The following is a 22,575-nucleotide window of genomic DNA, read 5'->3' as shown; positions in this document are numbered from 1 at the left end:
CACGACTCGCTGATGCCGAAGTCCGCGGCGATCTGCTGAGCAGCCCCCGGCTCACGGCGGCGGGCGACTGCCACCGTGAGTGACGAAGTACACGGCGATCCTGTGCGCTCCCTCTTCACAGCGGGACGCCGCCGCACGGTCACCGTCGAGTCGCCGGGCCTCTCACGACTCGCCCGGCAAGGACCCAAGCAGCACGGCGTTGCACTCTCGCTGGAGGCCAGCGTCGGCCCACATCGCGTGGTGGGGAGCGGCGTTGGAGCACACCACCGAACCCCAGGCACCCACCCGCGCGGCGTGACGAACGGCGTCCCGGCAGATCTGCGCCCCGACCGGCCCTTCCTCGAAGCGGCAGTCCCGGGGCGTGTACCCCACCCATCCCTCACCGAGCACCAGCGGGATGCCCAGGCGGGCGGCGTGGTCGGCCGCGACGCCGATCCACTCCTCGAGCCGGTTCGCCATGGCGATGCGGTGGGCGCCGTAGCGCTCGTACTGCCACCGGTCCACCGCAGCCGGGTCGCACCAGTCGTGCACGTAGATCTCGGCGTGACCGACGATCGAGGCGTGCCGCTTCCACTCCTCGTCGGCGGGCGGCGCCCACTCCACCAGGCGCGGTGCGCCCGGTCGCAGCAGCTCGGCATCGGCGCGCTCCTGGGGGAAGTCCGCGGGGTCGCCGCGCAGGGCGAACTCCCCGACGAGGTCGTCCAGGACGCCGTACACGTACGGGTGCACGACGAGGACCCCGGCGTTGTCCGGCAGGCCGCGCATCGCGGTGACCGGGACGGCGGCGTAGTTGGGTCCGCAGAGCACGTCCGGGTGGCGGGCGCTGAAGGCGGCGATGCCCGCTTCGAGCCGGTCCTTGAGCTCGACCACGGGGTCCGCCCGGCCGGGGAGGCCCACGGTGAGGTGGCCCGCCTGGACCTCGTTGTGCGGCTCGACGAAGGCCAGGGTGTGGCCCAACCCGTGCTCGACGAGGAGGTCGACGAGGTCGGCGAGCGCCTCGCCGAGAACCACGAGCCGGTCGTCGGGCTCGACCGCGTGCAGGGCGTCGTACCAGGAGCGGTCGGCGGCGAAGGCCGGGCTCTGCTGGTACTCCCAGGAGGAGGCGATGACGACCATGCCGTGCCGGTCGGCGGCCCGGAACAGCTCCAGCAGGTGCGTGCGAGCGTCGATGGTCGTGGGCGCGGCCACGTCGTACCAGCGCACGCGCCCGGCGTACCCGTTGCCGATCGGCCCCAGACGCAGTGCCGTCGTGTCCAGCCCCGACCGGAAGACCAGGAACGGCATGGCGCAGATGCGCACCGCGTTGTACCCGCGGTCCCGGGCCTGCGTGAAGGCGGCGTCGAGGTCCTCGAACGGCTCCCCAGGCCCGGTGCGGACGTACCAGGAGAAGTCCCACAAGGTGATCGCGAGCCGGTCGGGCAGGTGTGCGGGGACGGCGGCGAGTGGTGTCGTCATCCCTTCACCGCCCCGGCGGTCAGCCCGGACACCAGCTGCTTGCGCAGCAGGACGAAGATGACCAGCGCAGGGACCGCGGCGAGGATCGAGCCGGCCATGACGAGGTCGTACTGCCGCCCCTCGGCCCCGAACAGCGCCTGCAGGCCCAGCGGGACGGTGTAGTACTCCGGCTCGGCGACGATGACCAGCGGCCACAGCAGCGTGTCGTACGTGTTGAGGAAGCTCCACACCGCCAGCGCGCCGATCGCCGGTCGCAGCAGCGGCAGCACGACGGTCCAGAAGGTCCGGAACTCCGAGCAGCCGTCGATGCGCGCGGCGTCGAGGATCTCGTCCGGGACGGCCTGCTCGGTGCACTGGCGCATCATGAAGATGCCGAACGCGGGCGCTACCCACGGCACGATGAGCGCGAAGAACGGGTTCGCCAGCCCAAGCTTGGCGACGAGGATGAACAGCGGCACGACGATCACCGCGAACGGCACGGCCAGCGACGAGAACATCACGTCGAACAGCACCTTCTTGCCACGGAACTCGTACTTGGCGAAACCGAACCCCGCGAGCGAGGAGAAGAACACAGTGGCGACGGTGCTGATGGTCGCCACCACGGTGCTCGCAGGTGCCGGCGGGTCAGGTCCACGACGCCGCCTCCTCCAGCTCGAGGCGCACGCGTGCGACGCGGACGACGTCGACCGCGTCGACCGTCACGCCGTCGTCGACGTCCCGGACCGACGGATCGACCCAGACGCCGGCGTCGGCGTGCCACGGCAGCAGCTCGAGACGGACGCCGGACCGCGCGACCTCGTCACGCAGCGGCGTGAGGTCCAGGTCCCACACCCGGCCGTGCCAGAAGTGGTCGCTCACGAGGCGGTCCCCGACGTAAGCGCGCCCCGCGTCGCCGCGCCAGGTCACCCGGAGCAGGACCCGGTCGACGCCGTCCAGGGCGTCGGACGGCACCTCGACGTGGACGTGAGCGGCGCCGGACCAGTCGGTCGGCGCGCTGAGGCGACCCATCGGTCCGCCGTGGGCGGGTGTCGGTGGGCTCCCGTCGACCGTCCGCGGGCCGTTCAGCATCGCGCGGCGCCCCGCTCCGGGCACCTCCAGCGACCAGCTCCGCCAGGGCCCGTCGTCCGGCGCACGCTCTGCCCGGGCGCCGGAGGCGTGTGCGGCGGCCGGCGCGGGCAGGAGCGACACGCTGACGTGCTCGGTGTCCGGGTGCAGCACGAGCGCGCCGTCCTCGGCGTAGAGCGGGGCGTCGGACAGCACGAGGCGCTCGCGCCCGGCGACCTCCAGCCGGTACAGGCGGTCGGCGGTGGCCGCGTCGAGCACGAGGACGCGAGCGCCCGGCATGTCGACGACGCACGTGCGTCCGGGCGGCGTCAGGAGCTCCACCACGGTGGCGCCGTCTCGGTGCTCGCCGCGGCCGGCGCCGCCGACCGGGAGGTCGCCCTCGAGGACCAGCTCCACCGGGACCCCGGGCGTCGCCGCGAGCACGACGACGTCGCCGCCCTCGGGGTCCCGCACGCGCGTGAGGAGCTGCGCGGTGGCGCTGCGCAGCAGGACGTCCTCCGTGAGCCGGTAGCGCAGGGGCCACGCCACCGAGACCCCGGCCGGGAGGTCGACCGGCACCGTCGGGACGGTGAGGTCGACGTCGTCGAACGCGACCGTCACCTGGACGCCCTCCTGCGCGGGCAGCGGCTGCTGGACCGGCTGGTAGGTGGTGAGGAAGAGGTAGCCGCTGAGCCCGTCGCTGCGCACGGCCCACCGCAGGTCGTCGGTGCGCTCGCTGCCGCCGCCGACGGTGGTCGTCATGGCGGCGAGCCGCTCCCCGTCGGCCGCGAGCCACAGGTGCTGTCGCCGCAGCAGGTGGTGGTGCGGGCGGATCTGCCCGTGCTCGCCGATCGGCGCGTGGAAGTCGTAGCTCAGCTCGGGCACGTCGTTGGGGTAGCCGGTCGCCTGCGACTCCTGCTCCCCGCCGACCTGGCCGGGCACGGCAGCCCGCCGCTGCGTCCCGCCGGCGTACATGTAGTAGCCCTGCCAGACCGACCCGCTGCCGATCTTGGCCAGGGCGAGCGCCGCGACGTCGTCGGGGGTGACGAGAGGACGCCGGTGGTAAGCCACGTGCATCCCGCCGCCGAGCTCGCAGGTGGCGAACGGCAGGGCGTCGTCGTCCTTCAGCGGGACGGCGTCCGGGTCCAGGACGATCCCGTCGAGCGCCTCGCGCAGGTCCGCGCCGACCGACAGGTCGTCCCGGACCGGGCTGTAGCGGAAGTGGGACGCGGCGAACGACGGCCACTCGGTCACGGAGTCCTCCCAGAAGCCGTCCGAGTAGGCGCTGTAGAGGGGCAGCAGGGTATGCGGGACCTGCGCCCCGCCCCAGCCGGTCGCCGTCCACAGCGGAACCCGGAGCCCGAGCTCCTCGGCGATCGTGCGCAGGGTGGCGAGGTGGTCGGGCTGGTCGTAGAGCTCGTTGTCGACCTGGGCGCCGACGACGGGGCCGCCGTCGGCGTGCGTCAGACCGGCCAGCCGGCCGACCGACTGCGCGTAGAAGCGGCGCACGAGCTCGAGATACGCCGGGGCGTTCGTCCGGCTTGCCAGTCCGCGCTCGACGAGCCAGTCCGGGAACCCGCCGTACCGGGCCTCGCCGTGCGCCCACGGCCCGAGCCGGACGACGACGTCCAGGCCGTGCGAGCCGGCGAGCTCGACGAAGGCGCGCAGGTCGAGGTCGCCGTCCCAGCGGAAGTCACCGGGCTCGGGCTCGTGCGCACGCCACAGCACGTAGGTCGCGATCGAGTCCAGGCCACCGGCCCGGGCGTGCCCGAGCACCTCGGACCACCGGTCCCGCGGGAGGCGCGAGTAGTGGATCTCGCCGGTCACCGGGAACCACGGTCGGCCGGCGCGCTCGAGCGATCGGCTGGTGACCTCGATGCGGTCGGGGGTGCCGGCGGGGTCGCCGAGCGGCAGGTGGCCGCGGCGCGGGTCCGGCGCCCGGACCACCCGCAGTCGGTGAGCGGTTCGTGGCGGGGCGTACATGACGTCGTCGTCCATGGGTCTCCTCGGGGAGCGGCAGGTCGGGGGGGTCAGACGAGGGAGGGGGTCCGGAGCGCCCGCGCGTGCGGGTGCAGCGGGTCGCGGCCCAGGACCTCGGCCGCGAGGGTCCGGGCGTCATCGCGGCGACCGTCGAGCTCGGCCAGCTGCGCCCGCAGGACCAGGACGCGCGTGTCGTGGGCGTGCTGCATGTCGCTCGTGAACAGCAGCATCGTCGGCAGCGACGTGGCGAAGTAGTCGACCCGGGCCGTCACCGCCGCCTGCTCCTCCACGTAGGCGGCCAGGACGTCCCGCAGCCGGGCGGCGTCGTCGTGACGGCCGAGCCGGCGCAGCGCGACGACGGAGGCGGCCGTGCGCTCGGAGCAGGCGTGGACCTGCATGCCCTGGAAGTCTCCCCCGTGCGTGGCCGCCTCCTGCCAGGCTCGGCGGGCGTCGTCGCCCCGCCCCGCCGCCGCCAGGGCGTCGCCCAGCGTCAGGTGCAGGTGCGCCGTGGTGGCCAGCGGATGGCGCGCTTCGCCGAGCGAGGCGACCGGGTGCAGTGCGGCGGTGGCGTGCTCGACGGCGGCGTCGGGTTCGCCGCACGTGAGCGCCCGGCGTGCGAGGCCGAGGTGCGCCTCCTCCCACGCGTCGAGCACCCGTCCCTCGCCGCCCTCCCACGGCTGGAAGGCGCGCCCGGCGAGGACGTCGAGGGCCTCGCCCGGGCGGCCGACCGCCGTGAGCAGCTCCGCGACTCCGGTCGACAGGTCGTCGCGCCGGGCGACGAGGTCGGGCCGCGCCAGCAGCGTGGCCAACCGCTGTGCGGGCTCGGCACCCCGCCGACCCTCGATCTGGTCCGCCTCGTACAGCAGGCGCGCGTCGTCGGGTGCCGCGGCCCGCGCCCGACGGTAGTGCTCCGCGGCGCGGTGGGGGTCACCGAGCACGTTGTGCGCGGCTACCCCGAGGTTGCGCAGCACCACCGGGTCGGTGGGGTCCCCGGATGCGGCCGTCTGCCAGGCGACGACGGCGTCGTCGCGGCGGCCGGCCGCGTAGAGCCAGTGACCGGCGAGGCCGGCCACGAGGGGGTCGTGCGGCCAACGGCGTCGGAGCCGCTCGAGCATGTCGTGGTCCTCGGCGGACGGGAAGCACCAGGTGCGGTCCATCGCGCGGGCGGCCTCCAGCGCGCGCTCGGCGGCGGCATCGTCCGCGCGCGCCAGCTCGAGGTCGGCGCGGTGCAGACAGGCGAGCGGGGCGACGTTGCGCTGGCCCCGGGTCGTCGGCAGGCGGGTGACGTGCTCGAGGACCTGCGCGGCGACGTCGCGCTCACCCGCGGCGCGGTACTCGAGGGCGACGTCGAGCGCGGTCGTGGGGTCGCCGGTGGGGACGACGTCCAGGCCGCACCGGGCGCCGAGGTCCCGCCCCCAGGCGTCGAGGGGGTTGCGGGCGAGGCCCGCCCGCAGGATCCGGACCGCCCGTGCGTCGTCGCCGGACCGCTGGGCGGCGACGGCCGCGAGGGCGCGCGCCTGCGCGTGGTCCGGAGCGCGTCCCAGGAGGGCGGTGAGCGCCTCGGCCGCGTCGGCGGTCCGCCCGGTCGCGAGATCGAGCCGCGCACCGGCGACCGTGGCGGCGTCCTGCCAGCTCGCGTCCCACAGCGCGGCGCCCAGCGCGGTGCGGGCCTCGTCGTGCCGTCCCAGCCGGGTCAGGACGATGCCGAGCCGGTAGTGGGCCTCCCCGTCGCGGGGGTTCGGGTTGCGGCGGGTCAGGCGGGTGACCGCGGCACGCAGATGCCGTTCGGCGTCCTCGAGGCGCCCGTCGCGCTGACGGCGGGCCGCCAGCGCGACGTGGCACCGGGCGTCCCCCGGGTCGCGACGCAACGCCTCCTGCCAGTAGGGCTCCGGGGAGCGGGTGGCGTGCCGGTACTGCTCCAGGTGCAGGCCGGTGAGGTACAGCTCGTCGACCGAGTCGACGTCGGCCGGGGCGGGCGGTTCGGTCGCCGGCTCGGGCAAGTCGTCGGCGACGGCGGCGTCGTCGGCGGCTGGGCGCGGGCGCCAGGTCACGAGCACCGACCCCTCGTGGACGACCTGCAGCTCGCAGTCGGTCGGATCCACCGCGTCCGCACGCTCGAGCTCAGTCACGTACGGCGAGCCCGGGGCGACGTCGGGCGCGCCTTCGTGCAGCAGCACGCCGCCCGGGCCGCGCAGGACGACCCGGGTCGCAGGTCGGGGCGCCGTCGTGCCCACCGCGATCCGGATACGCGTCCCACCGTGCGCCGCGGGCGCGACGTCGAGCCGGACGGCGCCGTCGCGCGTGGCCTGGTGGACGGGGCCGAGGTCCTGGATCGGATACCAGTACTGCGAGAAGGTGCGGGTCTCCCCCGGGCGAAGGAACGCGAAGTCGGGCTGGTTGTCGGTGAAGACGCCCGCCATGAGCTCGACGTAGGGAGTCGCGGTGTCGCTGAGGTGGGCGTCCCAGGCGCGCCCGAACGGCGCGGTCCCCCAGGTCCACTGCTTCTTGCCCGGTGCGATGCGGTGGTCGGCCCAGTGGACGAACCCGGCTCCCACGCCGTGGTCGTAGCCGCCGAAGAAGTCGTCCTGCGTGCCCAGGCACATGTAGGACGTCGGCACCGGGATGTTGCGGTACCAGTCCAGCCGGTCACCGTCCGGCCGCTCGGGGGTCCGCTGCGCCGGGTAGTCGACGCCGTAGTAGCGCCCGCTCGCCGCCGGGAAGGTGCTGATCGCCCGCTTGGCGTGGTCGGCGATGACGCCGACGTCGGTGGGGACGAACGACTGGTAGTCGTCGTTCACCTCGGCCGCCACGTTGGCCCACCACAGGAACGTCTGGACGTCGTCGCTGCGGTTCACGAGGTGCCCGCGGACCTCGACGAGCGCGCTGCCCGGCCGCAGCCGGACCCCGTGCATGCCTTGCATCCGCGCGAACGGGTCGTGGTCGGAGCACCACACCGTCACCGAGCCGTCGTCGTCGTGCTCGAGGGTGGCCTCGGCGGGCAGGAAGGTTCCCGGCCGGTGGTGCTGGGGCCAGTTGAACTCCACGCCCCCGGCGAGCCACGGTCCCGCCAGTCCGACCAGGGCGGGCTTGATGACGTCGTTGCGGAAGAAGAAGTCGTACCCGCGGGTCTTGTCGTGGCCGACGTGGATGCGCCCACCGAGCTCGGGCAGGACCATCAGGCGCACGTACTCGTTCTCGAGGTGGATCGCGTCCCACGTCCGCGGCGCCTTGGTGCGCGCCACACCCTCCGTGAACGGCAGCGGGTACACCGCACCCGACGAGCCCTGGTAGACGCGGTGGTCCAGGTACGCCGGGTAGCGGTCCGGGTCGTCCGGCTCGTAGGTGTCGATGACGACCGGCTGGCGCCAGGCCCGCACACTGCGATCGGCGACGTCCGGCGGGGCGCCGGGGAGGTCGATCTTCGACACGTCATCAGGCATGTGGTCGACCGTAGGGCGCTTGACACCGCGCGCCGATGGGCGATTCCCTCCCCAACATGGACGAAACGCCGGTCTCGGGGCCGCCCGCCGAGAGGCTCCGCGAGGGGTTCACCGGGCAGCGGATGCTGGTCGTCCCGCGTCCGGCGGTCCACCGGGCGCTGACCCAGCCGGTGATCCGGCGCCTGCTGGTGACCGACGTCGGGGTGTTCCCGCACGCCGCGCGACACGGCCGCTCACGTCCGAACGGCGCGGCGCAGCACATCCTCCTGGTCTGCACCGACGGCTCGGGATGGTGCCGCACCCCGGAGGGCGGCTTCAGGGTCGCGCGCGGGGACGCCGTCCTGCTCCCCGCCCGCGAGGCCCACGAGTACGGGGCCTCGGACGCCGACCCGTGGACCGTCTGGTGGTCTCACGTCACGGGCGCGGACGCCGCCGAGCTCGTCCGGGCCGCCCGCGCCTCCGCAGGCGGGCCGCGGACTCACCTGCGCGACCCCGCCCCCGTCGCGAGCCTGATCTCGCAGGCCATCGACGCGCTCGACGGCGGCACCACCACCGCGGGCCTCACCCGCGCCGCCGGGCTGGCGTGGAACGCCCTGGCCCACGTCATCGCGACCGGGCGGCGCAGCCCGGGACCGAGCCTGACCCCCTTTGAGCGCGCCGTCGAGCACCTGCGCGCGACGACACCGCAACGCACGTCGGTGACCGCCCTGGCGGCGATGGTGGGGCTCGGACCGTCCCAGCTCGGCGAGCTCTTCCGCCACCAGCTCGGGATCTCACCGCTGAAGTACCAGACCGAGCTGCGCATGGCCCGCGCCCGGGAGTTGCTCGACAGCTCCGACGAGACCGTCACTTGTGTCGCGCGCGCGGCCGGCTACGACGACGCGATGTACTTCTCGCGCCAGTTCGCCCGCGTCCACGGCATGTCACCCACGGCCTACCGAACCAGGCCCGCGGACACCTGACGCGGCCTCACCGGCCGCGCGTCGGAGGCCGGCCGACCGGACCAGGTGTCGAAGCGAAGGGCTCGCCGGTCCAGGAGCTCGCCGTGGGGGACGACCGTGAACAGCGACTCCTGGGGGACGCTTGCCCGCCTCGACGACGCCGGAGCGGGTGCGCGCCGACCCCGCCAGCCGGGCAGCGCCCGACACGGCCGCACCGGCGCGGCTACTGCCCGCGACAGGAGACGGACTGTCCCGTGCCGGGTCGAGGGGAGGCCCACGGAAACCGAGGCGGCTCACCGTGCTACCGGCTCACCCCCGACAGCTGGGTCGGGCCCACTTGATCTCAGCCGCGCGCCGACCATGCGCAGCGGGCAGCCCCGAGAGTGCCGCGGCGGGTGGATCCGATGAGGTGGTCCACCGTTCGCGCGGCCGGCTCCTACTGCTGGGCGCCGTCGGCGGCGTGCCGCGCGGCGTAGTGGATGGTCTGGGCGACGATCCGCCCGCCGCGCACCACGTACGAGTCCGCTCCGTCGTGCACCTGCGTGGACTTCGTCCTGCCCGTCCACTGCAGCATCCCGTAGGCGTCCTCGACCAGCACCTGGTGGTAGGTGTAGTCGCCCTCGGGGAGGTAGGTGTTCAGCACGTCGGCGCACCGCCGGATCGCGTCCTTGCCGCGTTGCGCACCCTCACCCCACGTCAGCACCACGACGTCGGGCGCGTAGTTCTCCTCGAGGTCGCCCTCGAGGTCGCCGGCCTTGCGGCGCTGCAGATGGGCATCGATGACCTCCCGCGTCGATCGCACCCCGTCATGGTGCCCGACATCCCCGCGGCTGCACACCCGGCCGTGCACCCGTGCAGGCCACCGGCGCCGGGGCCGACGCCGTCGCGCAGCGGGCTCCGCGGCTGCGTCGTCGTCGACGGGGGCGTGGCCGCTCCGGCGAACGGGCCCCTGGCTGCCGGTCCGGGGGCAGCGGCGGGCACGGGATGCGCCCAGATGCGACGGCGGCCGGGCGGGTGCAGGGTCGACGAGCCAACGCAACGACGAGGAGGAACCGTGACACGCAGCTCTGAACCGACGAGCCCGCCGACGGACCCGAGCTCGTCCGAGGCGACCGAGCGGCAGCTCGAGCTCGCGGTGGAGCAGGGCCGGGCGTACCGCGCCGCGCTGGACCACATGGCCGAGCACGTGGCTGACGCCGGGGGCGTCCAGCACGCGGGTGAGTACCTGGTCGGGTACGCCATCGAGGAGGCCGAGGGGATGTACCACCTCGAGGGTGACGAGCTCACCTGGCACAACCCCGGTGAGGCGAATGCGCACGTCGAGATCGCCGTGTGCGACGCAGCCGACGGGCGCTTCATCCCGGGCCTGGAGGTGACGGCGACGCTGGTCGGGGCCGACGGGGATGAGCTCGGCCCGTTCCCGCAGGAGCTGGTCTGGCACCCGATGCTCTACCACTACGCCCGGAACTGGACGCTCCCGCGCGACGGCCAGTACACGCTGCGGGTGCACGTGTCACCGCCGACGTTCATGCGGCACGACGAGATCAACGGTCGGCGGTTCACCTCGCCGGTGGACGTGGAGTTCCGCGGGGTGTCCATCGCCCGGGGGTCGGAGCCGGTCCAGCCGCCGACCTGAGACGCCGCGGCCCGGGTCGGGGGCCGCACCCCACTCGACGGAGAGCGGGTGGTGACCCGAACGCGAGGCGCCCGGGTCGGGATCGCGGCTATCGGTTGCGCCCCGGCGGGCCCCCACCGCCGGGGGGCCCGTTCCCGGGCCGACCGTCGGGCGGTCCCTGGCCGGGCGGACCGTCTCCCCCGGGCGGCCCGTTGCCCGGCCCGCCGTTGCCCGGCCCGCCGTTGCCCGGACCGCCGCTGCCGTCCGCAGGCGGGCGGCCGGGGCGCCCGTCGCCGGGGGCGGGAGCCACCGGTGCGGGCGGGGCCGGCGGGGCCGGCGCAGGCTTGGCAGGCGAGGGGGCCGCAGGTGCGGGATTCGCCGGAGCGGGATTCGCCGGAGCGGGGTTCCCCGGCACGGGGGTCGTCGGCACCGGGCGCGCGGGTGTCGGAGCGACAGGAGTGACGCGGACCGGCGTCGACCCGGCGGGCGCTCCGCTCGCCGGCGTCGTCGGGTCGACGACTCCCGGCGCGGGAGTCACCGACGGGCGCTCCCGGGTGGGCGAGCCCGTGACCGCCGCGTCCCCGTCACCGGTCGGACGCCCGACGGCCGAGCTGGTACCGACCCCGTCGGGTGAGGCGTCGGCGTTCGTGTCCCGGGGGGAACCGCCGGTCGCGGACCCGTCGGGCGCCGTTTCCGGAGCGCGCACGGGGATGGTGCCGGGGTACGCCCACGACGGTTGCGACCCGCCGGCGTCCGGGTCGCCCACGGACGACCCGCCGGGGGACGACGGGTCCGGTCCTGACGCACCACCGGAGCCGTCCCCCGCGTCCCACGGCGTGGTGCCGGCCGCCGGCTCCCCGCCCGGTGTCGTCGTCGCGCTCTCCTCGACACCCGTCGCCCGCTCACCCGGTCCGGGCTGCTGCCCACCGGCGACGAGCGCGACTCCGACCGTGGCCAGCAGCGCACTCAGCGCGACGACGGCGAACGTCTCGGCCGGGCGGTCGCTGACGGCACCGGCGAGTCGTGCGCCCGTCGATCGTCCCGGCACCCGACCGAGGGCGGACCTGGCGGAGCCACCGGGCTCGGCAGACGCCGAGGCCGCGGCCGCTGCCGCGGGGCGCGGCGTCCGGGCGGCGGGCGATGCGGCGAGCGCGCGCCCGGCGCCCGCCGTGGTGGCTGCCGCCGTCGACCCGGCGACCGCGCCCGCCGTCCCCTCGAGGGCGACCGTCGTTCCGGTCGTCCGCGCGGTCGGGACCGCGTCCGTGCGGGGGCCCCGCTCGACGGCGAGCCCCACGCCGGCGAGGTCGCCGAGGCCGGTCGGCCCCAGCACGAGGGACTGCATCGCGGCCGCCAGGCGCTGTCCCACGCCCTCGGCCTCCTCCACGACCACGCCGCAGCGGGCGCACCGGTCCGCGTGCTCGCGCACGGCGAGCGTCTCCTTGTCCCGTGTCCGGCCGCGCAGGTACGCCCGCAGCCTGCTGTCCACCCACGTGCAGCCGGCGTCGACCGCCGGCTCGCGGTGCCGGTCGAGGAAGGCGTCGCGCAGGCCGTCGCGCGCCCGGGCGATCGCGGGCGGGACCGCGCTCAGCGGCAGGCCGAGGGCCCGCGCGACGTCCGGGGACGGCAGCGCCTCGACCATGCGGTACCACAGCACGTCCTGCAGCGGCTCGGGCACGGCACGGTAGGCCCGCAGCACCGCGTCGTCCGGCAGCGCCGGTGCGGCACCGTCGACGACCGTGCCCGCGCGCCGGGCGGCGCCGTCCCGCACCGCGCGCAGCAGCCGCGCGCGGAACGGCAGTCGTGGGCCGGCGTCGTCGCCGGCGCCGGAGACCACCTCGTCGAACGCCTCGGCGAGGACGTCGTCGACCACGGGGGACGTCACGTACCGCTGCCCGAGGGCGCGCGCCGCGGGGGCGTGCCGGGCGAGCAGGGCAGCCGACGCCTCGACGTCCCCTGCCCGCGCGGCGGCCAGGAGGTGCTGATCGCTGTCCACCCGTGGCCGGTCGACCGTCGCCCTCACATGCCCCACCTCCAGACCGCCGTCGACACGTGCGTCGTCCACCCAGGCTCGCACGGGCCCCGGCAGACCGCCGTGCGCGGCGGGGGTGATATCTGCCGGTGCGATGCGTCACGTGGGACGCGGCCGCAGCGCCGAGCCCGTCGCCGTCCGGTACGGTGTGCGGAGCACGGGGGGAGTACTTCCCAACACCGGCCCGGTCACTACGGCGCGTGAGCGACCTCGGGCGGCGACCTTTCCACGGAAAGGTGAAGGAGACCTCGGAGCGACATCACTCGACCGATGGAGACTCCGTTGCCCTTGCCCACCCTGCCCACCAGCGTCCCCGCTGCCCAGACCACCGACGCCCTGACCAGCGTCGCGACCCCCGGCCTGTGGACCGTGACGATCGTCGGCGTCCTCGCGCTGCTGGTGCTGGACTTCCTGCTCACCCGTCGACCGCACGAGGTCTCGATGCGTGAGGCGCTGCGGTGGAGCGCGTTCTACATCGCCCTGCCGCTCGCCTTCGGCGGCTACATCTGGGCGCGGTTCGGCTCCACGACCGGCATCGAGTACCTCACCGGCTATCTCGTCGAGAAGTCGCTGTCGGTCGACAACCTGTTCGTCTTCATGCTGCTGCTCAGCGCGTTCGCGGTGCCGGCGGTCCTGCAGCAGCGCGTCCTGCTGTTCGGCATCGCCGGCGCGCTGGTCCTGCGCGGGGTGTTCATCGCCCTGGGCGCAGCCGCCCTCGCCAACCTGAGCTGGGCGTTCCTGCTGTTCGGGGCGATCCTGCTGGCCACCGGCGTGAAGATCCTGCGGGACCAGGTCAGCGGCGCCAGCCACGACGTCGACGTGTCCTCCATGCGCTCGGTCCGCGTGATCCGTCGCTTCATGCCGGTCACCGACGACTACCGCGGGACCCGCCTGTCGGTGCGCGAGGGCGGCCGGCGGTCCCTGACCCCGCTCGCCGTCGTCGTCGTCGCGGTGTTCGCGACCGACGTGGTGTTCGCCGTGGACTCGGTGCCGGCGGTGTACGGCATCACCGGCGACCCGTTCCTCGTGTTCGCGACCAACGCCTTCGCCCTCCTGGGCCTGCGGGCGCTGTACTTCGTGCTCCAGGGCGCCCTGAGCAAGCTGGTCCACCTCGGGTACGGCCTGGCCGCGATCCTGGGCTTCATCGGCGTCAAGCTGGTGCTGCACTGGGCGCACGGCATCTGGTCGGGCGTCCCGGAGATCCCGACGCTGCTCTCGCTGGTCGTCATCATCGTGGTGCTCGCCGTGGTGACCGCCACGAGCCTGCACGCGACCCGCGGCCAGGAGGGCGACGCGGCCGACACCGCGCACGTCGCCGAGCCGGGCACCAGCAGCGGGAACGGCGACTCGGGGACGTCGGCGCCGAGCACGACGGCCGGTGGGGGCGCCGGCGCACGGTGACGGCGACGCGTGCGTCCCGCACCCGGAGCGCGACGGCGTCCCCGGCCACCGCAGCCACCGCACCCGAGAGGCAGGGCCCGCATGCCGGACGCCGGACGACCCCCGACGCCGCGTCCCAGCGCCCTGGGGGGGTACGAGGACTGGCCGTCGTGGGTCGACGGTCGCGTCCCGCGCTCGGGACCTCGCGCTGCCGCACCGCGGAACCTGCACGGGGCCGGCGACGGCGCGGGTGACGACGTCGGGCAGGACGTCGGGGCGCTGCTGGCCGAGCTGATCGGCCTGCCGTCACCGGACACCTCCGTGCCGCCCGCCGGACCCGGGCTGCGGACGCTGGGCCGCTGGGAGCGCGACGGCGTGAGCACGGAGGCCGTCGAGTGGTGGGTGGGCTTCGGCCCACCCACCCGCGGGTGGCTGCTGCGGCCGTCCGCGCCCGCCGGCGAGCCGCTGCCCGGCGTGCTCGCGCTGCACTGCCATGGCGGCGTCAAGTCCGTCGGAGCCGAGCGCCTGCTGCGCACACCGCACCCGACCGACGTCGCACAGCGACTGCGGGCAGAGCTGTACGAGGGCCGGGCCCTCGCCGAGGACCTGGCCCGCAGCGGCCACGTGGTCCTCGCGCACGACACCTTCGCGTGGGGCTCACGACGGTTCGCCCTCGATCCCCTGCCGGACAGCCTGCGCGAGCCCATGCGATGGGCCGAGGCCGCGTGGTCGGCGGACGGCACGAGCCCGGACGACCACGCGCGCTACGACGCCGCCGCGGCGCTGCACGAGCACGTCGTGGCCAAGGCCGCGGGCCTGCTCGGCACGTCGTTCGCCGGGATGGTGGCGCACGACGACCTGGTGGCCCTGCAGGTGCTGCGCGCGACCGCGGACGTCGACCCGGCCCGCGTCGCCGTCGCCGGCTTCTCCGGTGGCGGTGGGCGGGCCGCGGTGCTCGCGTCGCTCGTGCCGGACCTGCGGGCGGCCGCGGTGGTCGCGATGATGACGACGACCACCGCCCTGCTGCCCCGCTGGGCCGACGCGCACTCGTGGCTGCTCACCACGCCGGGGCTGCTCGGCCGGCTGGGCCTGCCGCGGATCGCCGCCGGGCGCCGGACGCACGACCTGCTGGCCGTGTCCTTCGCCGACGACCGGCTGTTCCCGCCGGCCGGCGTCCGGGCGGCCCACGCGGAGCTGACCGACCTGTACGCGGCGCCTGCGGCCACCGGCACCTTCCACGGCGAGATCCTGCCGGGCGACCACGTCGTCACGGCGGCGGCCGCGGACCTGGTGACGGACTTCCTGCACGGAGCCCTGGCCGCGCGCTGAGGTGTCGTGGCGGGACCGGGTGGGCCGGCCCCGCAGGACCGACCCATCCGGACCCCCTGCCGGGTCCGAACCCCCGGGGCACCCGCACCCGCCCCCGTGGAGGTCCCCATGTCCACCCAGCTCCCGCACGCCCGCCGCGCGACGCTCCCGGCGTCCGCCCCGCTCACCGACCGCGAACGGGTGGTGCTCGGCTGCCTCGAGCGCGACCTCACCCTCGACCAGATCGCCGCCGACCTGTTCGTCACCCGCAACACCGTCAAGACCCAGGTGCAGAGCGTCTACCGCAAGCTCGGCGTGCGTACCCGCGCGGACGCGGTCGCCCGGGCGCACGAGTGCGGCCTGCGCTGACCCGAGCCCTCGCCGGTGTGGCCTTCGTCACTCAGGGCGGTCCAGTGCGCCCGAGGGGCTTCCAGACTGCCGACCGACCGCTGTTAAGGTAAGGCGATGCTTACCTCAGCCGCAGCGACCGCCGTCGCACCGGTCCACCCCGCGTACCGGCCCTTCGAGGCCGTCGTCCAGCGGGTGCTGCGGCTGAGCCCGCACTTCGTGCGGGTCACCTTCACCGGCGAGGACTTCGGGCTGCTCGGCACCACCGGGCTCGACCAGCGCATCAAGCTGCTGCTGCCCCACGCCGACGGCTCGCTGTGCGACGTCGGCGCGAACGACCCGCAGGCCGTCCTGGACGGCACCTGGTACGCGACCTGGCGCGACCTGCCCGCCGACGAGCGCAACCCCGTCCGGACCTACACCGTGCGCAGCGTGCGCCCCGAGCGGCGCGAGCTGGACGTCGACATGGTGCTGCACGACGCCGTCCCCGGACAGGCGGACGGGCCCGCCGCGGCGTGGCTGCACCGCGCGACGGCCGGCGACCGCGTCGTCGTGGTCGGGCCGGACAGCCGCACGGCGGACCCGACGGTCGGCTGCGACTGGCGGCCCGGGCGCGCACGCCACCTGCTGCTCGCCGGGGACGAGACCGCTGCACCCGCGATCTGCAGCATCGTGGAGTCCCTCGACCCGGGCGTGACCGCGCAGGCGTTCATCGAGGTCCCGACCAGTGCCGACATCCAGAACCTCGTGCCGCGCGGCCGGTCGCAGGTGGCCTGGGTGGCGCGCGACGCCGGCTGCGAGACCGCCGAGGGGTTCGCGGCGGTGGCCCCCCACGGGGCGCTGCTCACCCAGGCGGTCGCTGCCTGGCTGCCCCGGCACATGAGCCAGCTCCGTACCGTCGTGCGACCCACCCCCGACGACCTCGAGGACGTCGACGTGGACACCGACCTGCTCTGGGACTCCCCCGTCGACCCGACCACCGGCGACTTCTACTCCTGGATCGCCGGCGAGGCCGGCACGGTCAAGACGCTGCGCCGGCACCTGGTGAGCGACATCGGCGTGGCCCGGTCCAACGTCGCGTTCATGGGGTACTGGCGACGCGGGCGCTCCGAGTCCCAGTGACACCGGCGTCCGTGCGGGGCCGGCCGGTGACGGCTCCCGCACCCGGCGCCGCGACGCGTCGGTGGGCGGTCCCCCTCGCCCTGCTGGGGCTGGTCGTGGTCGCCGTGACGATCAGCCTGTGCGTCGGAGCCCGCACCACGGGCCTGCCCACCGTGCTGACCGCGCTGCTCGACCCGGCATCCCTCGGCCGGGACTCGGCCGACGTCGTCGTGGTACGCGACCTGCGGGTGCCCCGTACCGTCGTGGGGCTGCTCGCCGGCGCGGCGCTCGGGCTGGCCGGAGTCGTCATGCAGGGCGTGACCCGCAACCCCGTCGCCGACCCGGGCCTGCTGGGCGTCAACGCCGGCGCGGCGTTCGCCGTGGTGCTGGCGATCAGCGTGGTCGGGGTGGGGTCCGCGGTGGAGCTCGCCGGGTTCGCCCTGCTGGGTGCGCTCGCGGCCGCGTCGCTCATCGCCGTGATCGCCACCTCGGCACGGGCCGGCGCCGCACCGGCCATCCTGGTGGTGGCGGGAGCAGCGGTCACCGCCGGCCTGACGTCCCTGACCACCCTCGTGCTCCTCGGGGACCCGGCCGCCCTGGACCGGTACCGGCTGTGGACCGTCGGCTCGCTCGCCGGGCGCGACCTGGACCTGGCGTCGTCGCTGGCGCCGCTGCAGCTCGTCGGCGCCGTCGGGGCGCTGGCGCTCGCGCGCGCCCTGGACGCCCTCGCGCTCGGCGACGACGTCGCGCGGGGGCTGGGGTTCCGCCCGGTCCCGACCCGTGCGGCCGCCGTGGGCGCGGTCGTCGTGCTGTGCGGGACGGCGACCGCACTGGCGGGCCCGCTGGTGTTCGTGGGACTGCTGGGGGCGCACGGGGCGCGCGCGCTCGTGGGCGGCCGCCACCTGCGCCTGCTGCCGGTCGCGGCCGTGCTCGGGGCGAGCCTGGTGGTGCTCGCGGACAGCCTCGGACGGGTCGTCGTGCCGCCGGGCGAGCTCGAGGTCGGGATCGTGGTCGCCGCCGTCGGCGCGCCCCTGCTGATCGCCCTGGTGCGCTCGGGCCGGGCGGCCGGGCTGTGAGCGCCACGACCGCCGCGACCGCACCGGGGGCCGGCCAGGCGCGCACGGCGCCGTCGGCGTCGGGCCCGTCGGCGCTGGCGCGCGTGCGCCGCGCCGACCGGCTCCGCGCCACGACCGTGGTGCTCGTGCTCGGGGTCCTGCTCGCTGCCCTGGCCGTGACGGCGCTCGCGGTGGGATCGGTCGCGCTGAGCCCGGCCGAGGTGCTCGGCGCACTGGCCGGTGAGGAGGGCCGCGCGCGGTTCATCGTGACCGGGCTGCGGCTGCCGCGGCTCGCGCTCACGCTCGTCGTCGGCGGCGCACTCGGGCTGGCCGGGGCGCTGCTGCAGTCCGTCGTGCGCAACCCGCTGGCGAGCCCGGACATCGTGGGCCTGACCGGCGGCGCGAGCGCCGCCGCGGTGCTCGCGATCGCCGCCGGCGCCACCGGGAGGACCGTCGACCTCGCGGCGCTCGGTGGCGCGCTGGCCGCGGCCGGGGCCGTGTTCGGACTCAGCGGGCGCGGCGTGACCGGGACCCGGTTCATCGTGGTCGGGGTCGCCGTCGCGTTCCTGGCCAACGGCTTCCTCGGGTACGGGCTCACCCGGGCCAGCCTGAGCGAGGCGCAGAGCGCCTTCTTCTGGCTGGTGGGCAGCGTCGGCACCGCGCCGTGGGGCGACGTCCTGCGGGTCGCCGCGGTGCTGGCCGGGGTCGGCGTCGTCCTGCTCGCGCTGCGCCGCCCGCTCGCGGCCACGGGGCTGGACGACGACAGCGCCCGCGCCATCGGCGCCCGCCCGGTCGCGACCCGGGTCACGGCCATCCTGCTGTCGAGCGTCCTGGCCGCCGTGGCGGTGGCCGTCGCCGGTCCGGTGGCGTTCGTGGCGTTCGTGTCCGGTCCGATCGCGCGCCGCGTCCGCGGGCGCGGGTCCGCGCTCGTGACCGCCACGCTGGTCGGCGGCCTCGTCGTCGTCGGGGCCGACCTGGTGGCCCAGCACCTCGTCCCCGGGTCGCTCGAGCCGCCGGTCGGCCTCGTCACCGGCGTCCTCGGGTCCCCTTTCCTCATCTGGCTGCTCGTCCGGGGCGAGCGGCGCAAGGAGCTGTCCGCATGACCAGGACCCGACCGTCGCCGACCGCCCGCGCCGCCCACGCCGCGCGCGTCGTCGAGCACCCCGCCGACGTCCCCGTCCCCGGCGCGGCGCCCGGGCCGCTGCTGCGTGCGCACGGCCTCACCCTCGGGTACGGGCCGTCCGACGTCGTGCACGGGGTCGACCTGGACGTCACCCCGGGCGCGCTCACCGTGCTGGTCGGGGCCAACGCGAGCGGCAAGTCCACGCTCGTGCGCGGGCTGGCCCGGCTGCTCACCCCGCGGGCCGGCTCCGTCACCCTCGACGGCGTCGACCTCGCCCGGCTGCCGACCCGGCGGATCGCCCGGACGGTCGGCATCCTGCCGCAGTCCCCGGTCGCACCCGACGGCATCCGGGTGGGCGACCTCGTCGCCCACGGGCGCTACCCGCACCAGCCGCTGTTCCGCGGCCACCGCAGCGACGACGACCAGGTCGTGGCCGCCGCCCTGGCCGCGACCGACTCCCTGCCGCTCGTCCACCAGCGGGTGGACCAGCTCAGCGGGGGGCAGCGCCAGCGGGTCTGGATCGCCATGGCGCTCGCGCAGCAGCCGCGCATCCTGCTGCTCGACGAGCCCACCAGCGCCCTGGACGTCGCGCACCAGGTCGAGGTGCTCGACGTGCTGCGCGCCGAGGTCCGGCGCGGCATGACCGTCGTGCTGGTGATGCACGACCTGACCCTCGCGGCGCGCTACGCCGACGAGGTCGTGGTCATGGCGCAGGGCCGCGTGGTGGCCCGGGGCGAGCCGGTCGCGACGCTCACCGAGGCCGTGGTCGAGCAGGCGTTCGGCGTGCGGGCGCGCATCCTGCCCGACCCGGACACCGGTCGGCCGGTCATCCTGCCCCGATCCCGGCCGACCGAGCGGTGACCCTCCCGGCGCGCCGACGTGCCGCCCGGGCGACGCGGCACCGCGACCCTGTCGACTTAGGGTAGCCTCACCTTGGAAGCACGCGGAGGCGCGGCACCGCCCGCCGGGCGTGTGCTCCCGGCGTGCCGCACCTCACCCGGAGGAGACACCTGTGACATCCGCCCTGCGCCGTCGGACCACTTCCGTCGCCGTCGTCCTGTCCACCGCGCTGCTCGCCGCCGGGTGCGCCGGCACCGACGCCGAGCCGGAGGCGTCGGCCCCGGCGGACGACACGGCCACCGCGTCCGACGCGTTCCCCGTGACCATCGAGCACGCTCTGGGCTCCACGACCATCGAGGAGGAGCCCGAGCGGGTCGTCACCTGGGGATGGGGCACCGCCGACGCCGTCATCGCGCTCGGCGTGACCCCGGTCGCCATCCCGACCCAGAGCTACGGCGGGGACGACGAAGGCGTCCTGCCGTGGATCCGGGAGGCGCTGGAGGAGGCCGGCGAGGAGGTGCCGACGGTGCTGCCGGACACCGGCGACGACGTCCCGTTCGAGGAGATCGCGGCCGCGGACCCCGACGTGATCCTGGCGCCGTACTCGGGCATCACCGCCGAGCAGTACCAGACGCTCACCGCGATCGCCCCCGTGGTCGCCTACCCGGACGAGCCGTGGGCCACCCCGTGGCGCGACGTCGTGACGATCACCGGTGAGGCGCTCGGCCGGCAGGACGAGGCCGAGGACGTGCTCGCGGACATCGACGCCCAGATCGCCGAGCAGCGCGAGGCGCACCCGGAGTTCGAGGGGCTCTCGCTCGCGGCCACCTGGGACACCGCCGGGGTGTTCTACGTCTACGCCGACGAGGACCCGCGGGTGGAGTTCATGCTCGACCTCGGCTTCGTCAACGCCCCGGCGGTGGACGCGCTGGACACCGACGAGTCGTCGTTCTACTTCACGCTGAGCCCCGAGCGGCTCGACGAGCTGCGCAGCGACGTGCTCGTCGCCTACGCGACCACCGACGACGAGCTGCAGACCTTCCTCACCGCCCCGTACACGCAGGTCATGCCGCAGGTGCGCAGCGGCGCGGTCGCCGGGCTCGTCGGTGAGGAGTTCATCGCCTCGGTGTCCCCGCCGACGGCGCTGTCGCTGCCGTGGGGCCTGGACGACGTCGTCACCGAGCTCGAGTCGGCGGTCGCGGCACGCGGCTGACCGCCTGAGCCGGCACAGCGCGCTCACAGGTGACGTCCAGCCGGTCCGGAGCCGGGCCCGCGACGATGGGGCCGTGCCCTCCCCCGCCGCCGTCGCGCTGCCCGCCCCCCAGCCGAGCCGGCCATGACCCGCTGGACCCTGCGACGGCGCCTCGTCGTCGTCCTGGTGCTGCTGCTCGCCGCCGTGACGCTCACCATGGGGGCGGTCTCGGCGCTGGCCCTGCGCGGCTCTCTCGTGGCCCAGCTCGACGGCCGGCTCCAGGAGTCCAGCCAGCGCGCGGTGCGGGCCCAGGAGCGCCCCGCTCGCACGGACGGCGCGCCGGCCCCGCCCGGCGGCGAGCGGGGCGAGGTCCCCGACCAGCCGCCCGGTCTGGACGTCCGAGGACAGGGCGCCGGCACGGTGAGCCTGTCCGTCGACGACGGGGTGGTCCGCGCGGGCGTCATCGACGCCGAGGGCGAGACCCGTTCGCTGACCGAGGACCAGCGAGCCACCCTGGCGTCCGTCACGCCCGGCGAGGCGCCGACCACGGCCGACCTCGGTGACCTCGGCGCGTACCGGGTCGTGGCGACCACGAGCGACGACGGCGACCTCGTCGTGACGGGCCTGTCCACCCAGGCCGCGAGCAGCACGGTCCGCGACTACCTGCTCGTGGAGGCGGGGATCGCGGCGCTCGGCATCGTCGCGGCGGCCCTGGCGGGGGGCGCGCTGGTGCGACGCGAGCTGCGCCCGCTCAGACGGGTCGCCGCGACGGCGACCCGGGTCAGCGAGCTGCCCCTGCACGAGGGCGAGGTGGCGCTCGTCGAGCGCCTGCCCGCAGCGGACACCGACCCGGCCACCGAGGTCGGTCAGGTCGGCACGGCGCTGAACCGGCTGCTCGGCCACGTCGAGGCGGCGCTGGCGGCGCGGCAGGCGAGCGAGACCCAGGTGCGCCAGTTCGTCGCCGACGCGAGCCACGAGCTGCGCACCCCGCTCGCCTCGATCCGGGGGTACGCCGAGCTGGTCCGGCGGATGCGCGCGGACGTCCCACCGGACGCGCTGCGCGCGATGGAGCGGGTGGAGTCCGAGTCGCGCCGCATGACGGCGCTCGTCGAGGACATGCTGCTGCTGGCCCGGCTGGACGCCGGCCGCCCGCTCGAGGCGGTCCCGGTCGACCTCGTCGCGCTGGCCGTCGACGCCGTCTGTGACGCCCACGCCGCCGGGCCGGACCACGTGTGGGCGCTGGACCTGTCCGCCACCCCGGGCGAGACCTCGGGAGCCGAGGGTGCCGACGGCGGCGACGTCGGGCACGAGGACCTCCACGACGACGACGACGGGTTCGCGCCCGTCGTCACGGTCGGTGACGCCGACCGGCTCCGGCAGGTCCTGGTGAACCTGCTCGCCAACGCCCGCGTGCACACGCCGGCCGGCACCCGGGTGGTGACGACCGTCCGACGCCGACCGCCCGGAACGAGCGGCACCGGCGGCACCGTGACGGTCGCGGTGTCCGACGACGGCCCCGGCATCCCGTCCGAGCTGCGCGGGCAGCTGTTCCAGCGGTTCACCCGCGGCGACGCGGCCCGGTCCCCCGGGAGCGGGTCGAGCGGGCTCGGCCTGGCGATCGTGGACGCCGTCGTCGCGGCGCACGGCGGGCGGATCGACGTCGACAGCGGCCCCGACGGGACCACGTTCACGGTCACGCTGCCGGCGGCACCACCCCCGTGACA

At 75.7% G+C, this 22,575-nt stretch carries 17 protein-coding genes; 11 read left to right on the top strand and 6 right to left on the bottom strand.

Annotation, left to right across the window (positions count from 1 at the left end):
• Positions 1–162 precede the first annotated feature (162 nt).
• Genes Q0840_RS04320 through Q0840_RS04305 form a run of 4 tightly spaced genes read right to left on the bottom strand, consistent with a single transcriptional unit; the run spans position 163 to position 7,919 of the window.
• On the bottom strand, positions 163–1,455 hold the full coding sequence (locus tag Q0840_RS04320; protein ID WP_298456813.1) for a cellulase-like family protein: 1,293 nt from the start codon (positions 1,453–1,455) through the stop codon (positions 163–165).
• A complete protein-coding gene (locus tag Q0840_RS04315) occupies positions 1,452–2,054 on the bottom strand; it encodes a carbohydrate ABC transporter permease (protein ID WP_298456811.1) in 603 nt (200 codons plus the stop codon). The genes Q0840_RS04320 and Q0840_RS04315 overlap by 4 nt, the downstream gene beginning before the upstream one ends.
• A gap of 25 nt (positions 2,055–2,079) precedes the next feature.
• The gene (locus Q0840_RS04310; protein WP_298456810.1) at positions 2,080–4,497 is read right to left on the bottom strand and encodes a beta-galactosidase; all 2,418 of its coding nucleotides are present in this window, start codon (positions 4,495–4,497) and stop codon (positions 2,080–2,082) included.
• A gap of 32 nt (positions 4,498–4,529) precedes the next feature.
• Positions 4,530–7,919 (bottom strand): DUF5107 domain-containing protein, encoded by a 3,390-nt coding sequence (locus Q0840_RS04305; protein ID WP_298456808.1) that lies wholly within the window; start codon positions 7,917–7,919, stop codon positions 4,530–4,532.
• A 56-nt stretch (positions 7,920–7,975) separates the two neighbouring features.
• Between Q0840_RS04305 and Q0840_RS04300 the strand changes: the two genes are divergently transcribed.
• Positions 7,976–8,881, top strand: a complete 906-nt coding sequence (locus Q0840_RS04300; protein ID WP_298456807.1) for a helix-turn-helix domain-containing protein — start codon at positions 7,976–7,978, stop codon at positions 8,879–8,881.
• A gap of 415 nt (positions 8,882–9,296) precedes the next feature.
• On the opposite strand, the gene Q0840_RS04295 is transcribed toward Q0840_RS04300, so the two are convergent.
• Positions 9,297–9,662, bottom strand: coding sequence for a nuclear transport factor 2 family protein (locus tag Q0840_RS04295; protein ID WP_298456805.1), 366 nt, complete (start codon positions 9,660–9,662; stop codon positions 9,297–9,299).
• A 252-nt stretch (positions 9,663–9,914) separates the two neighbouring features.
• Between Q0840_RS04295 and Q0840_RS04290 the strand changes: the two genes are divergently transcribed.
• Positions 9,915–10,496, top strand: coding sequence for an iron transporter (locus tag Q0840_RS04290; protein WP_298456803.1), 582 nt, complete (start codon positions 9,915–9,917; stop codon positions 10,494–10,496).
• A gap of 88 nt (positions 10,497–10,584) precedes the next feature.
• Here Q0840_RS04290 and Q0840_RS04285 read toward each other — a convergent pair whose 3' ends face one another.
• Positions 10,585–12,468, bottom strand: coding sequence for a hypothetical protein (locus tag Q0840_RS04285; RefSeq protein ID WP_298456802.1), 1,884 nt, complete (start codon positions 12,466–12,468; stop codon positions 10,585–10,587).
• A gap of 318 nt (positions 12,469–12,786) precedes the next feature.
• On the opposite strand from Q0840_RS04285, the gene Q0840_RS04280 reads away from it, so the two are divergent.
• The 9 genes from Q0840_RS04280 to Q0840_RS04240 all read left to right on the top strand — a co-directional run bounded on the left by Q0840_RS04280 (position 12,787) and on the right by Q0840_RS04240 (position 22,573).
• Positions 12,787–13,905, top strand: coding sequence for a TerC/Alx family metal homeostasis membrane protein (locus Q0840_RS04280; RefSeq protein WP_298456800.1), 1,119 nt, complete (start codon positions 12,787–12,789; stop codon positions 13,903–13,905).
• An 81-nt stretch (positions 13,906–13,986) separates the two neighbouring features.
• Positions 13,987–15,213 carry a dienelactone hydrolase family protein gene (locus Q0840_RS04275; protein ID WP_298456799.1) on the top strand — a complete coding sequence of 409 codons (1,227 nt, stop codon included), beginning with the start codon at positions 13,987–13,989 and terminating at the stop codon, positions 15,211–15,213.
• 108 nt (positions 15,214–15,321) lie between these two features.
• Positions 15,322–15,561, top strand: a complete 240-nt coding sequence (locus Q0840_RS04270; RefSeq protein WP_298456797.1) for a LuxR C-terminal-related transcriptional regulator — start codon at positions 15,322–15,324, stop codon at positions 15,559–15,561.
• Positions 15,562–15,657: 96 nt separating this feature from the next.
• Positions 15,658–16,662: a siderophore-interacting protein gene (locus Q0840_RS04265; RefSeq protein WP_298456795.1), complete on the top strand. Its 1,005-nt coding sequence runs from the start codon at positions 15,658–15,660 to the stop codon at positions 16,660–16,662.
• A gap of 26 nt (positions 16,663–16,688) precedes the next feature.
• Positions 16,689–17,717: an iron ABC transporter permease gene (locus tag Q0840_RS04260; RefSeq protein WP_298456794.1), complete on the top strand. Its 1,029-nt coding sequence runs from the start codon at positions 16,689–16,691 to the stop codon at positions 17,715–17,717.
• Entirely contained in the window at positions 17,714–18,799 is a 1,086-nt protein-coding gene (locus Q0840_RS04255) for an iron chelate uptake ABC transporter family permease subunit (protein ID WP_298456793.1), read from the top strand. Before Q0840_RS04260 ends, Q0840_RS04255 begins: the two co-directional genes overlap by 4 nt.
• Positions 18,796–19,680: an ABC transporter ATP-binding protein gene (locus Q0840_RS04250; protein WP_298456792.1), complete on the top strand. Its 885-nt coding sequence runs from the start codon at positions 18,796–18,798 to the stop codon at positions 19,678–19,680. The genes Q0840_RS04255 and Q0840_RS04250 overlap by 4 nt, the downstream gene beginning before the upstream one ends.
• A gap of 151 nt (positions 19,681–19,831) precedes the next feature.
• On the top strand, positions 19,832–20,872 hold the full coding sequence (locus Q0840_RS04245; protein ID WP_298456790.1) for an iron-siderophore ABC transporter substrate-binding protein: 1,041 nt from the start codon (positions 19,832–19,834) through the stop codon (positions 20,870–20,872).
• Positions 20,873–20,995: 123 nt separating this feature from the next.
• A complete protein-coding gene (locus Q0840_RS04240) occupies positions 20,996–22,573 on the top strand; it encodes a cell wall metabolism sensor histidine kinase WalK (RefSeq protein ID WP_298456787.1) in 1,578 nt (525 codons plus the stop codon).
• The last annotated feature ends 2 nt before the right edge of the window (positions 22,574–22,575 follow it).

This window comes from uncultured Cellulomonas sp. (genome assembly GCF_947494015.1).
GTDB lineage: Bacteria > Actinomycetota > Actinomycetes > Actinomycetales > Cellulomonadaceae > Pengzhenrongella.
Note: the sequence above shows the minus strand (reverse complement) of the source record. Positions and strands in the feature narration are given on the sequence as shown.